Genomic DNA, 14,791 nt, shown 5'->3' on the forward strand with positions numbered 1-14,791 from the left:
CAGGGGGCCTTCGTCCGTTCGGGTGTCCTAGCCGAGCGGGTGCATCCAGCCGTGGGTGTCCTCGGCGCGGCCGGTCTGGAGGTCAAGCAGCGCCTTGCGGAGCTTCATCGTGACCTCGCCGGGCTCGCCGTTGCCCTGGGTCCAGTCGGCGCGCTCCGACTTGACGGAGCCGACGGGGGTGATGACGGCGGCGGTGCCGCAGGCGAACACCTCGGTCAGGGTGCCGTTCTCGTTGTCGCGCTTCCAGTCCTCGGTGGAGATGCGTCCTTCCTCGGCCGTGTAGCCGAGGTCGCGGGCGATGGTGAGGAGCGAGTCGCGGGTGATGCCCGGCAGGAGCGAGCCGGTCAGCTCCGGGGTGACGATGCGGTCGCCGTACACGAAGTACAGGTTCATGCCGCCCATCTCCTCGATCCAGCGGTGCTCGACGGCGTCGAGCCAGACCACCTGGTCGCAGCCGTGCGAGGCCGCCTGCGCCTGGGCGACGAGGGACGCGGCGTAGTTGCCGCCGGTCTTGGCGGCGCCGGTGCCGCCCTTGACGGCGCGCACGTACTCCTCGGAGAGCCAGACGGAGACGGGCTTGACGCCGCCGGCGAAGTAGGCGCCGGCGGGCGAGGCGATGACCATGAAGAGGAACTCGTTGGCCGGGCGGACGCCGAGGCCGACCTCGGTGGCGAACATGAACGGCCGGAGGTACAGGGAGGCCTCACCGGAAGAGGGCACCCAGGCGCTGTCCTGCTTGATGAGCGCGTCGCAGGCTTCGATGAACAGCTCGGTCGGCAGCTCCGGCATCGCCATGCGGCGGGCGGAGGCCCGGAAGCGCTCGGCGTTGGCCTCCGGGCGGAAGGTGGCGACGCTGCCGTCGGGCTGGCGGTAGGCCTTGAGCCCCTCGAAGATCGTCTGCGCGTAGTGCAGGGTCATGTTCGCCGGGTCCATCGACAGCGGCGCGTACGGGACCAGCTCCGCGTCGTGCCAGCCGCGGCCTTCGGTCCACTTGATCGTCACCATGTGGTCGGTGAAGTGGCGGCCGAAGCCGGGGCTGGCCAGGATCGCCTCGCGCTCCGCATCGGACAGCGGGTTCGAGGAGGGCTTGAGCTCGATCGTGGGCATCGTCATGAGTGCATGTCCTTCACCGGTTGTGTATGGCGGACCGCGCTCACGGCGTACAGGACGTCCGAGCTTCCCCGCATTCCGCGGTCTCGCGTTCGATTATCGCGCGCGAGCCGTCCGCGGTGAAGCGGGGAGTGTGCGGCCCAGGGGAGATGGTGGCACCCGGGACCGCACAGGAAAAGCCGCCGGGTGCGTCAGTCGCGCGACCCGGCGGCTTCCTGGGTGGAGCTGCCGGGTCAGCCGGCTACTCGTGCGGCGATCGCGTCGCCGATCTGGTCGGTCGTGCGGAAGGTCCCGTCACGCTCCGCGAGGTCGGCGGAGACGGCGTCCTCGATACGGGCGGCGCGGTCCTCGTGGCCGAGGTGGCGCAGCAGGAGGGCGACGGACAGGACCGTCGCGGTCGGGTCGGCCTTGCCGGTGCCTGCGATGTCCGGGGCCGAGCCGTGGACGGGCTCGAACATGGACGGGAAGGCGCCGGTCGGGTTGATGTTCCCGGAGGCGGCCAGGCCGATGCCGCCCGTCACGGCGGCGGCCAGGTCGGTGAGGATGTCACCGAAGAGGTTGTCCGTGACGATCACGTCGAAGCGCTCGGGCTGGGTGACGAAGAAGATCGTCGCGGCGTCGACGTGCAGGTAGTCGGTGGTGACCTCGGGGTACTCCTGGCCGACCTTGTCGAAGATGTTCTTCCACAGGTGGCCGGCGTACACGAGGACGTTGTTCTTGTGCACCAGCGTCAGCTTCTTGCGCGGCCGGGCGTTGGCCCGCTCGTAGGCGTCGCGGACGACGCGCTCGACACCGTACGCGGTGTTGACGCTGACCTCGGTGGCCACCTCGGCGGGGGTGCCGGTGCGCAGGCTTCCGCCGTTGCCGGTGTACGGGCCCTCGGTGCCCTCGCGGACCACGACGAAGTCGATCTCCGGGCGTCCGGCGAGCGGGGTGGCCGTGTTCGGGAAGAGCTTCGAGGGACGCAGGTTGATGAAGTGGTCGAAGGCGAAGCGGAGTTTGAGCAGCAGGCCGCGCTCCAGGACGCCGGACGGCACCGACGGGTCGCCGATGGCCCCGAGCAGAATCGCGTCGTGCTGCTTGAGGGCCTCCAGCTCCGCGTCCGGGAGCGTCTCACCGGTGCGGTGCCAGCGGCGGGCGCCGAGGTCGTACTCCTTGGTCTCCAGCTTCACGTCCTGGGGCAGGACCGCGGTAAGGACCTTGAGGCCCTGAGCCACGACTTCCTGGCCGATGCCGTCACCGGGGATCACTGCGAGATTGATGCTGGTCGACATGTCGGAACCGTACTCCCTGTCCCAAGACTCAGACATATTGCGTCCACCATGTGGACGCAATATGACCCGTCCGACTGGGTGCACCCGGGTCAGTGGCCGGCCGAGCCGCCGTTGTCACGGCGGTCCAGGGCCCGCTGCAGCGCTGCGGCGGCGTTCTTGCGGTCGGCGTCGGCCGCGGTGGAGCGACGGACGCGGCGGGCGGCGGCGGGGGAGGTCTTCGTCATGGTGATCGACTCCTTGAGAGCGCGGCACGAGGGGCCGCATGAGGGATTCCTTCAAGGCGCCGGAAGGGGCGGGAGCGCTGCGCCGCAGGGGTTGCCTGCCGGGGGCGCGCGTCGTCGGCCGCCATTCGCCGGATCAGCGAGACGTTCGGCTCCTACAAAGCTAGGACAGGTCCCGCTGTATGTCTCCGCAATTACTCGGACTTCCTACTATCTGAGACGCGCAACCCGCCGAAGGGATCTCCCCGGACATCCGTTTTCAGGCCGTATCGGAACGAAGTTCCCTGATCAGAGCCCTCACAGCGACAGTAGCTGCGGATTCCGGTGCAGTGACGTATCCCACCTGTCTCACCGGCCTCGAAGGGCCCAGATCGGTGATGTCGACGGACCCGTCCGCCTCGCGCAACGACAGCTCGGGCATGATCGCCATGCCGAGGCCGCGCCCGACCATGGTGAGCACCATCCCGTCGTCGTCCGCCTTGACCGTGGCGCAGGGGATCCAGTCCTGGGCCCGCCACCACGCGCGGGTGTACGAGCCGCAGTTCTCGTCCCAGTCGAGCAGCGGCAGGGACCTCGGGTCGGCGTGGCCCGGCGGGTGGACCAGCGCGTACGCCTCCTCCACCAGCACCCCGCTCAGCAGCCCGGGCGGCAGCCCCGAGCCGTCCGCGTCCAGGGTGGCGATGGCCAGGTCGGCGCGACCGGCCGCCACCTCCCCCGCCGTGCCGGCCCCGAGCTCGCGCACCACCCGAACCTCCGGGCGGATGCCGGGGTACCGGGCCGCGAGGCGTTCCAGGGCGGGCGGCAACAGGTGCAGGGCCGCACTGCGGAAGGCCGCGATGCGCAGCACCCCCCGCAGGGCGTCGCGGCCCGCGCCGGCGGACCCGGCTGCGCGCACCTCGCTGCCGAGGGCCTCGTACATCCGGAGGATCCGCCGCCCGAGGGCCACCGCCCGCTCCCCCGCGGGGGTGGGCGTGGCACCGGACCGGCCGCGTTCGAAGAGGACCGCGCCGAGCTTCGCCTCGCTGCCGCGCACCGAGTGGGAGACCGCCGACTGGGTAAGGCCGAGACGGGCGGCAGCGGCGGAGAACCCGCGGGCCTCGGCCACGGCAACCAAGACCCGCAGTTCCTGCGGGGCGAGTTCGGCCGGTCCGGTTGCTGCCATGGGGCTCCCACCTCGTCGTATGAGCAGTTCTCATGGGTCTGCGGCTTCCATGATCGCAACCCTCTGCCCGGCCCGGCGATTCCTACCTAGCGTCCTTCCCATGACCGCGAACACCGCTCACACCGTGCACCAGACCGCCCGCCCCACCGGCTTCCCCACCGCCTCCGACTTCACCCTCGTGCGCACTCCGGTCCCGGAACCGGCCCCGGGCACCGCCCTGGTGCAGAACCTGCTGCTCTCCGTGGACCCGTACCACCGCGGGCTCATGGACGGCGGCGAGGGCGGCTTCGCGCTGGGCACCCCGCTGGAAGGCCGTTCCGTGGGCCGTGTGCTCGCCTCCCGCGACCCGGGGCTGCGCGAGGGCGACCTGGTCTTCCACCGCCAGGGCTGGCGTACGCACGCCCTCGTCACCCTCGGCGCGGAGGGCACCCGCATCCTGCGCCCGTACGAGGGGGTCCCGCTGGAGGCGTACCTGAGCATCCTCGGCGGCACCGGTCTGACCGCGTACGCCGCCCTCACCCGGACCGCGGCCCTGCGCGAGGGCGAGGACCTCTTCGTCTCGGCCGCGGCGGGCGGCGTCGGCACCGCCGTCGGACACCTCGCACGGCTGATGGGCGCCCGCCGGATCATCGGCAGCGCCGGGTCCGCGGCGAAGGTCCGCCACCTCACCGGAGTGCTCGGCTTCGACGCGGCCTTCGACTACCACGACGGGCCGGTCGGCGAGCAGCTCGCGCAGGCGGCGCCCGACGGCATCGACGTCTACGTGGACAACGTGGGCGGGGACCACCTGGAGGGCGCGATCGGGTCGTTGCGCGAGTTCGGGCGGATCGCCTGGGTCGGCGCCATCTCGACGTACAACGGGGACCGCTCGCCCGCCGCGCCGCGCAACCTCTTCGAGGTGGTGCACAAGTCGCTGCGCCTGGAAGGCGTGTTGGTCCGCCACCACACCCATCTCCAGGAAGAGCTGGAGGACTTTCTCGTCCCGCACCTGCGCAGCGGCCGCGTCGGCACCGACACCACCGTCGTCCAGGGCATCGACCGCACGGTGGAGGCCTTCCTGGGCGTGCTGCGCGGGGACAACCTGGGCAAGATGCTGGTCCGTCTCGACGGTTGAGACCGGTCGGCCGCGCCGGAGTCGACGGCGGTGCGGTACCGCGCCCGAAGGGGCGCGGGGAACTGCGCGACCATCCCCCACCGGCCCGCGGCTGCACGACCGGACCACCGGCGGAGCGTCAGAGCACGTCCCCGTCCCGCCAGTCGAACCACAGCCCCTCGGCGGCGTCCGGCAGGGCCCCGCCCTTGGGCACCCACACGTACGTCGTCCCCTCCTCCTCGGCGAGGCGGACCGGCCCGTCGGGCGAGAGCGCCCCGATCCGCCCGCCCCAGACCGTCCAGCCGCGGCTCTCGTACAGCGCGGCCCCCTCGTCGGAGGCGGAGAGGGCACCGAGCACGTACGCCCGGGCGATCACCTGCTCCAACTCCGCCATGACCGCGCCGCCCAGGCCCTGCCGCCGCACCCCGGGACGCACGGCCACGGCTTCGACGTAGCCGCAGCGCAGCGCCCGCCCGGCGTGCAGCACCCGCCGCTGGACGACGCTGCCGTGCGCGAGCAGTTCCCCGCCCGGCCCGTACGCCAGGGCGTGCATGCCGCCGAGCGCGTGCTCGAAGTCGTCCTCGGCGAAGTCCCCGTCGAAGGCTTCGTCGAGCAGCTGCCTGATCCCGTCGAGCTCGTCCTCCCCCATCTGCGAGGTGTGGGCGAGTCGTATCAGCGGCGTGTGGCTCATCCCCCCAGTCTCCGGCACAGCCTCAGCAGCACCGGTGCGCTCAGGCCACCCGCGCGCAGGTACGGCTCGGGGTCCAGCCACCGCGCGGCGTCGACGGCGAGCCGGTGGACGGTGGTGCCGAGTCCGGCCACGTACTCCTCGATCTCGGTGCTGTCGTACGGGCGCTCCCGCGCGGCGTACATCGCGCGGACCCGGGGCTCGCTCAGCCCGTGGTCGTCGGCGATCTCCTCGGGGCTCGCACCCATCAGGCGCAGCAGCACGAGCGCGATGATGCCGGTGCGGTCGCGGCCCAGGCCGCAGTGGAAGGCGACGCCGCCGGGCGGGGCGTCGGCGACGGCTTCCGCGACGGCGGCGACGCGCTCGGGGAAGCGGGACAGGAAAGGCCGGAAATAGGCGGGGGTGCCGAAACCCGGACGCCCCCACCACACGTCCCAGAAGTCCCGGTCCTCGATCCCGTCGAGCGCAATGCGGACGGTCTTCAGCCCGGTCGGGCGGGGTGCGCGGTCCGGCTCCGGCTCGCCGTCGTTGCGCAGGTCGATGACGGTGCGCACCCCGTGGTCGGCCAGTGCGGTCCAGCCGTGGGTGGTGAGCCGGTCGAGGGCGTCGGCCCGGACCGCCCTGCCCGGCGACAGATCCCCCAGACCGCCCAGCTCGCGGACGTTGAAACAGCCCTCCCAGTCCAGGAAACGGCCGGTGCTCGTCACCATCAATACCCCCCTGTCGGCACACAACGGACGAACAACCGGGACGCGGCCCTGGCCCGTCCGGTTCCCCCTCGGCACACTCGCCCCATGTCACCTACCGCCCAGCACTGGACCCCGACCCACGGCGAGCCGTACCGGCCCGTCGCCTACCGGCCCGAGCGGATGCCGAGCAGTGAATCCCTCGCCCGCGCCGCCGAGTTGCGTACCCGGATGGACGAGCGGCGCACCGTACGCCGCTTCTCCCCCGACCCGGTGCCCGAGCAGGTCGTCCGCGACGCCATCGCGTGCGCCGCGACCGCGCCGTCCGGGGCGCACCAGCAGCCGTGGACCTTCGTCCTGGTGAAGGACCCGGCCGTGCGCCAGCAGATCCGCGCCGCGGCCGAGCAGGAGGAGGAGATCTCCTATGACGGCCGGCTCGGCGACGAGTGGCTGGCCGCCCTGCGCCCCCTCGGCACGGACGCGGTCAAAGCCCACCTCACCGACGCCCCCGCCCTGATCGTCGTCTTCGAGCAGCGGTACTGGCTCGGCCCCGACGGCGAGAAGCGCAAGCACTACTACGTGGACGAGTCGGTCGGCATCGCGGTCGGGATGCTCCTGACCGCCCTGCACCTGTCGGGCCTGGCCGCCCTGGTCCACACCCCGAGTCCGATGCGTTTCCTCTCCCACGTGCTGGGCCGCCCGGAGAACGAGAAGGCCTTCGCCGTGATCCCGGTCGGCTACCCCTCCGACGACTGCGAGGTCCCCGACCTGGTCCGCAAGTCCCTGGACCAGGTCATGGTCGAGGTCTGAGACCCGTCCCGGTCGGGCGGTCAGGCGGGCCCGATATGGATACCGCCCCCGCTCCGGACTTGGGGGTACCGGAGCGGGGGCGGGGTTCAGCGGGGACGGTCAGCCCTCGGGGGGCAGCCCGTGTGGGGGCGGTCAGCCCATGTGGGGGTAGCCGTAGTCGGTCGGCGGGACCAGGGTCTCCTTGATGGAGCGGGTCGAGACCCAGCGCTGCAGGTTGGTCGCGGCGCCCGCCTTGTCGTTGGTGCCGGAGGCGCGGCCGCCACCGAAGGGCTGCTGGCCGACGACGGCGCCGGTGGACTTGTCGTTGATGTAGAAGTTGCCCGCGGCGAAGCGGAGCTTGTCCATCGCGTCGGCGGCGGCGTGGCGGTCGCCGGCGATGATGGAGCCGGTCAGCGCGTAGGCGGACACCGACTCCATCTGGGCCAGCATCTCGTCGAACTTCTCGTCCTCGTAGACGTGAACGGCGAGGATCGGGCCGAAGTACTCGGTCGTGAAGACCTCGTTCTCCGGGTCGGTGCACTCGATGACGGTCGGGCGGACGAAGTAGCCCTCGGAGTCGTCGTACGTGCCGCCGGCGACGATCGTGCAGGTCGGGTCGGCCTTGGCGCGGTCGATCGCGGCCTTGTTCTTCGCGAAGGCGCGGTCGTCGATGACGGCGCCGATGAAGTTCGTCAGGTCGCGGACGTCACCCATGGCGATGCCGTCGACCTCGGCCGCGAAGGCCTCCTTGAAGCCGTCGTTCCAGATGGAGGCCGGGACGTAGGCGCGCGAGGACGCCGAGCACTTCTGGCCCTGGAACTCGAAGGAGCCGCGGGTCAGGGCGGTCTTCAGGACGGCGCGGTCCGCGGAGGGGTGCGCGACGACGAAGTCCTTGCCGCCGGTCTCGCCGACCAGGCGCGGGTAGGACTTGTAGTTCTCGATGTTGTTGCCGACCGTCTTCCACAGGTACTGGAAGGTCTTGGTCGAGCCGGTGAAGTGGATGCCGGCGAGCTCGGGGTGGTTCAGGGCCACCTCGGAGACGGCGATGCCGTCGCCCGTCACCAGGTTGATGACGCCCTTCGGCAGGCCGGCCTCCTCCAGGAGCTCCATCAGGAGGACCGCGGAGTGGGTCTGCGTCGGGGACGGCTTCCAGACGACCACGTTGCCCATGAGGGCGGGCGCGGTCGGCAGGTTGCCGGCGATGGCGGTGAAGTTGAACGGGGTGATCGCGTAGACGAAGCCCTCGAGCGGGCGGTGGTCGCTGCGGTTCCACACGCCGGCGGAGTTCGCGACGGGCTGCTCCGCCAGGATCTGGCGGGCGAAGTGGACGTTGAAGCGCCAGAAGTCGACGAGCTCGCAGGGGGTGTCGATCTCGGCCTGCTGGGCGGTCTTCGACTGGCCGAGCATGGTGGACGCGGCCATCTTCTCGCGCCACGGGCCGGCCAGCAGCTCGGCGGCGCGCAGGATGATCGCGGCGCGGTCGTCGAAGGACAGCGCACGCCAGGAGGGGGCGGCCGCGAGGGCGGCGTCGATGGCCTCCTGTGCATCGGCCCGGGTGGCGTTGGCGTAGGTGCCGATCACCGACTTGTGGTCGTGCGGCTGGACCACGTCGAAGCGCTCGCCGCCGCCCATCCGCTTGACGCCGTTGATCGTCATCGGCAGGTCGATCGGGTTCTCGGACAGCTGCTTGAGCTGCTCCTCGAGACGCGTGCGCTCGGCGCTACCGGGGGCGTACGAGTGAACCGGCTCGTTGACCGGCGCGGGGACCTGGGTCACAGCATCCATGGGTCTGAAAACTCCTTGACCTAGTTCTTGGTGATCATCGAGCGGAGGAAGAAGAGCAGGTTGGCGGGCTTCTCCGCCAGGCGGCGCATGAAGTAGCCGTACCAGTCCGTCCCGTACGCGGTGTAGACGCGCATGCGGTGGCCCTCGGCGGCGAGCCGCAGGTGCTCCTCGCTTCGGATGCCGTACAGCATCTGGAATTCGTACTCGTCCAGCTTGCGCCCGGCCGTGCGCGCGAGCTCCTGCCCGATGGCGATCAGGCGCGGGTCGTGCGACCCGATCATCGGGTAGCCCTCGCCGTCCATCAGGACCTTCAGGATGCGGACGTACGCCTTGTCGATCTCGCCCTTGTCCTGGTACGCGACCTCGGCGGGCTCCTTGTAGGCACCCTTCACGATCCGCACGCGGCTGCCGTTCGCCGCCAGGCGGCGGGCGTCCGCCTCGGTGCGGAAGAGGTACGCCTGGATGACGCAGCCGGTCTGCGGGAAGTCCTTCCGCAGCTCCTCGTGGATGGCGAACATCGAGTCGAGGGTGGTGTGGTCCTCGGCGTCGAGGGTGACGGTGGTGCCGATGGCGGCGGCGGCCTCGACGACCGGGCGGACGTTGGCGAGGGCGAGCTCGTGGCCGCCCTCCAGCGCCTGGCCGAACATGGACAGCTTGACCGACATCTCGGCCCGCTCGCCCAGCCCCAGCTCCTTCAGCCGGCCGATGAGCTCCAGGTAGGCGTCGCGGGCGGCGTAGGACTGCTCCACGGTGGTGATGTCCTCGCCGACCACGTCGAGGGTGACCTCCAGCCCCTTCCGCGTGAGGTCCTCGACGATCGGGATGACCTGGTCGACCGTCTCGCCGGGGATGAACCGGGTCACCACGGGCTTGGTCACCGGGGCGGCGGAGACGATTCGGCGCATCTTGTCGCTGCGCGAGGCGGCGAGGATCACGGGACCCAGCACGGGGCACCTCCAACAGGTGGCAGAAGCAGGCGTCCGGTCCCGGGATGGGTGGTGCGGAAGCCGTCAGGAGAACGCAAGTGAAACCACCGTGAAACCTAAGGATGGACCCGATCCTGGGCCATCGACAGCTGTCACGCATCCGTGGTCGCTATCTCATACATGTGTCTGAAGCCAGCCCTCTCCGGTGGGAGAATGTCCGGGTGAAGGGCGATTACCAGGACCTGGTGGACGAGATCTCGGCGCTGCTCGGCGCCCCGGCGACGCTGGAGAACCGGGATTTCCGCCTGATCGCCTTCGGCGCGCACGACAGCGACGACGACCTCGCCATGGACCCGGTGCGCACCCGCTCGATCCTGACCCGCCAGTCGACGGCGGCCGTGCGGTCCTGGTTCGAGGGCTTCGGCATCGCCCGGGCCACGGGCCCCGTCCGGATTCCGGCGGCGCCGGACGCGGGGGTCTTCCGGGGGCGGATCTGCCTGCCGGTCAGGTACCGCGGGATCGTGCAGGGCTACGTGTGGCTACTGGACCGGGAGCCCGGACCGGGGCCGGAGGCGCTGGCCGCCGCCATGGAGGTGGCCGACCGGATCGGGCTCCTGCTCGCGCAGGAGGCGAAGGCCGGGGCGGACCTGTCCCGGGAGTTCCTGGCGGCCCTCACGGCGGGGCGGGGCTGGCAGCAGGACGTGGCGGTGGCCGCGCTCCGGACGGCACTGGGGTCCGTAGCGGCGGACGGACTGCACGCGGTGGTCTGCGTGGCCCCGTGGTCCGGCGAGGCCCCGGCATCGGTGCCGGGTGCGGCCGCGGTCTGCGTGGTCCCCGGGCGGGGGCGAGGAGAGGGAGCCGAGGCCCCGGTGGCGGGACCGGAGCAGGCGTTGGCGGTGCTCGTCCGGCTACGCTCGGCGGACGTCCTCGCTCCGGCAGAGGTGGTCGCGGCCCGGCTGCTCCCGTCCGGCGCGGGAACCGGCACCGGCGGTGGCACCGGCACGGGAGCCGTGGACGCCCGTACCGCCGCGACCCCGGCCACCCGTACGGCGGCGGCGCACTCGGCCGCCGGTAGCGGCTCCCCGGCCGGCGGCCCGGCCCGCACCTCCGCCCAGGAGCGGGCCGCGTTGACCGCGGGCACGTCCCGGGCCCGACCATCCGGACCGGCGGCCGGGATCGCCGAGCCGACGACGGCGCTGGCCCGGCTGGCCGAGGCCTGGGAACAGGCCTCGGCGGCGGCCCGGGCGGCTGCGGCCCAGCCGCGCCTCGGACCGGTGGCCCACTGGTCGCGGATCGGCCCGTACCGGATGCTGTCCGCGCTGGCGGCCGCGGAACCGGCGCAGGACCCGGCGGTCCGTGCCCTGCTCTCCCCCGCCCACGGGGACCTGGCCCGCACGGCCGAGGTGTTCTTGGACTGCGCGGGCCAGGCGGGCCGCGCGGCGGCGGAACTGGGCATCCACCGACAGACCCTGTACTACCGGCTGTCCCGGGTGGAGCAGCTGACGGGGCTCGACCTGGACGAGGGCGAGGACCGGCTGCTGCTCCACATGGCCCTCAAGACGTCCCGTCTGCACGGCCACCCGGACCCGCGGCTGCCCCGGCGGTGAACCGACCGGCGCCGAACCGGCGCCACCACGGCCCCCGCCCGGGCCCGACCCCGGCTGCGCCTGGGAAGGTCCGGCCACAGACCGGGCCGACGGCCCGTCAACCCTGCGTGCCGCGCTCGCCCTTGGCGTCCTTGGCGTCCTTGGCGTCCTCGGCGCCTAGGCGTCCGCTGCGTCCTCGGCGGCCTTGGTGGCCAGCAGGCCCTCCGCCACCCGCCGCATCGCCTCGGTGAGTTCCTCCGCGGTGACCGCGCCCTCGGGGTCGTACAGCGACTGCACCATGACGCCGGTCAGCAGGGCCTGGTACAGCCCGCCGAGCGTGCGCACGTCCCGCTCGTCGAGCTCGTCCTCCGGGATCCCGGTGAACATCGAGACCAGCCCCTTGCGGCCTTCCGGCTCCGCAGCCAGGAGCATCTCGCGCAGCTCCGGCAGCGCGTCACGGCTGAGGGCGATCTCCATGCTGGCCGCCCACACCGGGGCCGCCTGCTCACGCCGACCGAGGATGCCGTCCCAGACCGACCGGAAGCGCTCCAGCGATCCGCCCTCGCCCGTGACGTCCGGCGTGAAGGCGTCGCCCCACTCCTGGGCGAGCTCGACGAACGCCTGCGTCAGGAGGGCGTCCTTGGAGCCGTAGTGGTAGCCGATCGACGCGAGGTTCGCGCCCGAGGCATGGACGATGTCCCGTGCGGTCGTCCGCACGAAACCCTTCTCGGCCAGGCACTTCTTCGCGCCTTCAAGGAGGTCTTCTCGGTGTCCCATGCACACACCGTAGCAAGACGAGCGTCCAAGACAAGCGACCAATACGGTCGTACTAGACGGCCGTTCATGACGCCTGCAGGTTTCCGGTTCGACGAACTGAAAGGCCCGGGGATTCGCCTTCGAGCTGGGCCTTCGCCGTGGAGCGGGTGACGGGAGTCGAACCCGCGCCCTGAGCTTGGGAATCACCAGGCCGTCACGGAGGGGGTTGACGCTGACCAGCGCAGACGGCCTCTGGCGATTAATCGCGAGGCGTCGCGCTTGACTGCTCTTGACCGCTGGGATCCGCTCTTTCTGGCACGGATGTGGCACGGGCTTCCATCCGCTCTGACGGGTCGCGTCACCGACCCCGCACCCGACAACACTGTCACCCGAATGGCCCAACATGACGTGCCACCCACATGGGTGAAGATCAAGCTGGCTAGTGGCCCAACCGAGGCAATCTGTGAAAGGCGAACCAAATGCGCATTCGACGAATCCTCGCCGCGGTCTTCGCCGCGGCAGCCCTCGCCGGACTCGGCCTCACAGGCACCGCCACCGCCACCGCCGGCAGCGTCACCCCGGCCAGCGTCACCCCGGGTGAGTGCACGGACGGCGGCGGGACGATCGATCGGTCGACGCCCGTGCTCCCGACCTGCAGGGGCGGTACGCACGACGGGCAGACGGTCGACTAAACCCCACTAGGGCCCGTTGCGAAAGTGGATCGGCGCCCCGCAGCCACGCGTTGCGGGGCGACTCCCTCGCGAGCGTTCTCCCTCGGCTGACGGCTCAACGTACCTGGGAGGCGTGACGATCGCACACGGGCCCGATGAGGTCGGCGGCAGTCGCTGCCGAACTCGACAGCCGCCCACGCAAGACGCTCGGCCGGGAAACCCCAGCCGAGCGCCTGTCTCAACTGCTCGCCACCACACGTCGGTGATCACGCGTTGCAACGACCCCTGGAATGCGCCCGAATCCCCGGGCCCTTCCGTGTGCCGCTGGTGCCGGCGCTCGCGCTGCCGTCCGCGGCCGGGCCGCGGTCAGCGCGCGATCAGGCGACCAGGTTCACCGACCGGGCCGAAGTGGCGCCGATCTCCTCCGCGATCTCCGTGAGCACGGCCTGCGGAACGGTGTCGTCCACGGTGAGGACGGCGAGCGCCTCGCCGTGCTCTTCCGCGCGGGCCACCTGCATGCCCGCGATGTTCAGCCCGCCCTCGCCCAGGATGCGGCCGACGGTGCCGACCACACCGGGGCGGTCGGTGTAGCGCAGGACGACCATGTGGTCGGCGAGTGCCAGGTCCACGTCGTACTCGCCGACGCCGACGATCTTCTGGAGGTGCTTGGGACCCGCCAGGGTGCCGGAGACCGCGACCTCCTGACCGTCCGACAGGGTGCCGCGCACGGTGACCACGTTGCGGTGGTCCGGGGACTCCGAGCTGGTCGTCAGGCGTACCTCGACGCCACGCTCCTGCGCGAACAGCGGGGCGTTGACGTAGGAGACGGTCTCGTCGACGACGTCCTCGAACACGCCCTTGAGGGCGGAGAGCTCCAGCACCTTGACGTCGTGCTGGGTGAGCTCGCCGCGGACCTCCACGTCGAGGCGGACCGCGACCTCGCCCGCGAGGGCGGTGAAGATGCGGCCGAGCTTCTCGGCGAGCGGCAGGCCCGGGCGGACGTCCTCGGCGATGACACCGCCCTGGACGTTGACCGCGTCCGGTACGAGCTCGCCGGCGAGGGCGAGGCGCACCGACTTGGCCACCGCGATACCCGCCTTCTCCTGGGCCTCGTCCGTGGACGCTCCGAGGTGCGGGGTGCAGACGACCTGGTCGAGCTCGAAGAGCGGGGAGTCCGTGCAGGGCTCCTTCGCGTACACGTCGAGGCCGGCGCCGGCGACGCGGCCTTCCTTCAGCGCCGCGTACAGGGCGGCCTCGTCCACGATCCCGCCGCGCGCGGCGTTCACGATGCGGACGGACGGCTTCACCTTGTGCAGGGCCTCGTTCCCGATGAGACCGAGGGTCTCGGGGGTCTTGGGCAGGTGCACCGTGATGAAGTCGGCGGCCTCCAGCAGCTCGTCCAGCGTCAGCATCTTGACGCCCATCTGGGCGGCGCGCGCGGGCTGCACGTACGGGTCGTAGGCGACGACCTTCATGCCGAAGGCGGACATGCGCTGGGCGACCAGCACGCCGATGCGGCCCAGGCCGACGACGCCGAGGGTCTTCTCGCTGAGCTCGACGCCGGTGTACTTGCTGCGCTTCCACTCGCCGTTCTTCAGGGCCGTGTTGGCCTGCGGGATGTGGCGGGCGGAGGCGATGAGCAGGCCACAGGCGAGCTCGGCGGCGGTGACGATGTTGGAGGTCGGGGCGTTCACGACCATCACGCCGGCCTTGGTGGCGGCGGAGACGTCGACGTTGTCGAGGCCGACGCCGGCGCGGGCGATGACCTTCAGCTTCCGCGCGGCGGCGATGGCCTCGGCGTCGACCTTGGTGGCCGACCGCACGAGGACGGCGTCGACGTCGGCGATCGCGGGGATCAGCTCGGCGCGGTCGGCACCGTTGCAGTGTCGGATCTCGAAGTCCGGGCCGAGCGCCTCGACGGTGGCGGGCGACAGCTCTTCGGCGATGAGTACGACAGGTTTCGAGCTCACGTGGGTCCTCACAAGTCCAGTGCGGACGGCCGTCCCGACGGCCGCAGGCGGTGGAGGGGGTAGCCGCGTGGAAG

At 71.5% G+C, this 14,791-nt stretch carries 14 protein-coding genes; 4 read left to right on the forward strand and 10 right to left on the reverse strand.

Annotated features, from left to right (window positions below):
• Positions 1 to 27: 27 nt before the first annotated feature.
• The 4 genes from ACFV7Q_RS23140 to ACFV7Q_RS23155 all read right to left on the reverse strand — a co-directional run bounded on the left by ACFV7Q_RS23140 (position 28) and on the right by ACFV7Q_RS23155 (position 3,767).
• Positions 28 to 1,113 carry a branched-chain amino acid aminotransferase gene (locus ACFV7Q_RS23140; protein WP_385431144.1) on the reverse strand — a complete coding sequence of 362 codons (1,086 nt, stop codon included), beginning with the start codon at positions 1,111 to 1,113 and terminating at the stop codon, positions 28 to 30.
• A 230-nt stretch (positions 1,114 to 1,343) separates the two neighbouring features.
• Positions 1,344 to 2,384 carry a 3-isopropylmalate dehydrogenase gene (locus tag ACFV7Q_RS23145; RefSeq protein WP_385431146.1) on the reverse strand — a complete coding sequence of 347 codons (1,041 nt, stop codon included), beginning with the start codon at positions 2,382 to 2,384 and terminating at the stop codon, positions 1,344 to 1,346.
• Between the two features lie 89 nt (positions 2,385 to 2,473).
• On the reverse strand, positions 2,474 to 2,608 hold the full coding sequence (locus tag ACFV7Q_RS23150; protein WP_385431148.1) for a hypothetical protein: 135 nt from the start codon (positions 2,606 to 2,608) through the stop codon (positions 2,474 to 2,476).
• Positions 2,609 to 2,864: 256 nt separating this feature from the next.
• Positions 2,865 to 3,767 (reverse strand): LysR family transcriptional regulator, encoded by a 903-nt coding sequence (locus ACFV7Q_RS23155; RefSeq protein ID WP_385431150.1) that lies wholly within the window; start codon positions 3,765 to 3,767, stop codon positions 2,865 to 2,867.
• Between the two features lie 100 nt (positions 3,768 to 3,867).
• On the opposite strand from ACFV7Q_RS23155, the gene ACFV7Q_RS23160 reads away from it, so the two are divergent.
• The gene (locus ACFV7Q_RS23160; RefSeq protein ID WP_385431151.1) at positions 3,868 to 4,881 is read left to right on the forward strand and encodes an NADP-dependent oxidoreductase; all 1,014 of its coding nucleotides are present in this window, start codon (positions 3,868 to 3,870) and stop codon (positions 4,879 to 4,881) included.
• A 118-nt stretch (positions 4,882 to 4,999) separates the two neighbouring features.
• Here the strand turns inward: ACFV7Q_RS23160 and ACFV7Q_RS23165 are convergent, their stop codons facing one another.
• Together ACFV7Q_RS23165 and ACFV7Q_RS23170 are read right to left on the reverse strand one after the other, a co-directional pair.
• Positions 5,000 to 5,551 carry a GNAT family N-acetyltransferase gene (locus tag ACFV7Q_RS23165; RefSeq protein ID WP_385431152.1) on the reverse strand — a complete coding sequence of 184 codons (552 nt, stop codon included), beginning with the start codon at positions 5,549 to 5,551 and terminating at the stop codon, positions 5,000 to 5,002.
• Positions 5,548 to 6,258 (reverse strand): tyrosine-protein phosphatase, encoded by a 711-nt coding sequence (locus ACFV7Q_RS23170; RefSeq protein WP_385431154.1) that lies wholly within the window; start codon positions 6,256 to 6,258, stop codon positions 5,548 to 5,550. The genes ACFV7Q_RS23165 and ACFV7Q_RS23170 overlap by 4 nt, the downstream gene beginning before the upstream one ends.
• A gap of 84 nt (positions 6,259 to 6,342) precedes the next feature.
• Between ACFV7Q_RS23170 and ACFV7Q_RS23175 the strand changes: the two genes are divergently transcribed.
• Positions 6,343 to 7,044 carry a nitroreductase family protein gene (locus ACFV7Q_RS23175; protein WP_385431156.1) on the forward strand — a complete coding sequence of 234 codons (702 nt, stop codon included), beginning with the start codon at positions 6,343 to 6,345 and terminating at the stop codon, positions 7,042 to 7,044.
• Positions 7,045 to 7,176: 132 nt separating this feature from the next.
• Here ACFV7Q_RS23175 and pruA read toward each other — a convergent pair whose 3' ends face one another.
• Positions 7,177 to 8,808, reverse strand: a complete 1,632-nt coding sequence (gene pruA / locus ACFV7Q_RS23180; protein ID WP_385431157.1) for an L-glutamate gamma-semialdehyde dehydrogenase — start codon at positions 8,806 to 8,808, stop codon at positions 7,177 to 7,179.
• 20 nt (positions 8,809 to 8,828) lie between these two features.
• A complete protein-coding gene (locus ACFV7Q_RS23185) occupies positions 8,829 to 9,755 on the reverse strand; it encodes a proline dehydrogenase family protein (protein WP_385431159.1) in 927 nt (308 codons plus the stop codon).
• Between the two features lie 128 nt (positions 9,756 to 9,883).
• Between ACFV7Q_RS23185 and ACFV7Q_RS23190 the strand changes: the two genes are divergently transcribed.
• Positions 9,884 to 11,341, forward strand: a complete 1,458-nt coding sequence (locus tag ACFV7Q_RS23190; RefSeq protein WP_385431196.1) for a helix-turn-helix domain-containing protein — start codon at positions 9,884 to 9,886, stop codon at positions 11,339 to 11,341.
• A 156-nt stretch (positions 11,342 to 11,497) separates the two neighbouring features.
• On the opposite strand, the gene ACFV7Q_RS23195 is transcribed toward ACFV7Q_RS23190, so the two are convergent.
• Entirely contained in the window at positions 11,498 to 12,097 is a 600-nt protein-coding gene (locus ACFV7Q_RS23195) for a TetR/AcrR family transcriptional regulator (protein WP_385431161.1), read from the reverse strand.
• 458 nt (positions 12,098 to 12,555) lie between these two features.
• Here ACFV7Q_RS23195 and ACFV7Q_RS23200 point away from each other — a divergent pair, with 458 nt between their 5' ends.
• Entirely contained in the window at positions 12,556 to 12,768 is a 213-nt protein-coding gene (locus ACFV7Q_RS23200) for a hypothetical protein (protein WP_385431162.1), read from the forward strand.
• A 356-nt stretch (positions 12,769 to 13,124) separates the two neighbouring features.
• Here the strand turns inward: ACFV7Q_RS23200 and serA are convergent, their stop codons facing one another.
• Positions 13,125 to 14,717 carry a phosphoglycerate dehydrogenase gene (gene serA / locus ACFV7Q_RS23205; protein WP_385431163.1) on the reverse strand — a complete coding sequence of 531 codons (1,593 nt, stop codon included), beginning with the start codon at positions 14,715 to 14,717 and terminating at the stop codon, positions 13,125 to 13,127.
• Positions 14,718 to 14,791 lie beyond the last annotated feature (74 nt).

Source organism: Streptomyces sp. NPDC059851 (assembly GCF_042732005.1).
In the GTDB taxonomy this organism is placed as follows: domain Bacteria; phylum Actinomycetota; class Actinomycetes; order Streptomycetales; family Streptomycetaceae; genus Streptomyces.

Bases quoted from the DNA above. Each gene is read 5' to 3' on its own strand.
- ACFV7Q_RS23140 (WP_385431144.1), bottom strand. From the start codon at position 1,113: ATGACGATGCCCACGATCGAGCTCAAGCCCTCCTCGAACCCGCTGTCC.
- ACFV7Q_RS23145 (WP_385431146.1), bottom strand. From the start codon at position 2,384: ATGTCGACCAGCATCAATCTCGCAGTGATCCCCGGTGACGGCATCGGC.
- ACFV7Q_RS23150 (WP_385431148.1), bottom strand. From the start codon at position 2,608: ATGACGAAGACCTCCCCCGCCGCCGCCCGCCGCGTCCGTCGCTCCACC.
- ACFV7Q_RS23155 (WP_385431150.1), bottom strand. From the start codon at position 3,767: ATGGCAGCAACCGGACCGGCCGAACTCGCCCCGCAGGAACTGCGGGTC.
- ACFV7Q_RS23160 (WP_385431151.1), top strand. From the start codon at position 3,868: ATGACCGCGAACACCGCTCACACCGTGCACCAGACCGCCCGCCCCACC.
- ACFV7Q_RS23165 (WP_385431152.1), bottom strand. From the start codon at position 5,551: ATGAGCCACACGCCGCTGATACGACTCGCCCACACCTCGCAGATGGGG.
- ACFV7Q_RS23170 (WP_385431154.1), bottom strand. From the start codon at position 6,258: ATGGTGACGAGCACCGGCCGTTTCCTGGACTGGGAGGGCTGTTTCAAC.
- ACFV7Q_RS23175 (WP_385431156.1), top strand. From the start codon at position 6,343: ATGTCACCTACCGCCCAGCACTGGACCCCGACCCACGGCGAGCCGTAC.
- pruA (WP_385431157.1), bottom strand. From the start codon at position 8,808: ATGGATGCTGTGACCCAGGTCCCCGCGCCGGTCAACGAGCCGGTTCAC.
- ACFV7Q_RS23195 (WP_385431161.1), bottom strand. From the start codon at position 12,097: ATGGGACACCGAGAAGACCTCCTTGAAGGCGCGAAGAAGTGCCTGGCC.
- ACFV7Q_RS23200 (WP_385431162.1), top strand. From the start codon at position 12,556: ATGCGCATTCGACGAATCCTCGCCGCGGTCTTCGCCGCGGCAGCCCTC.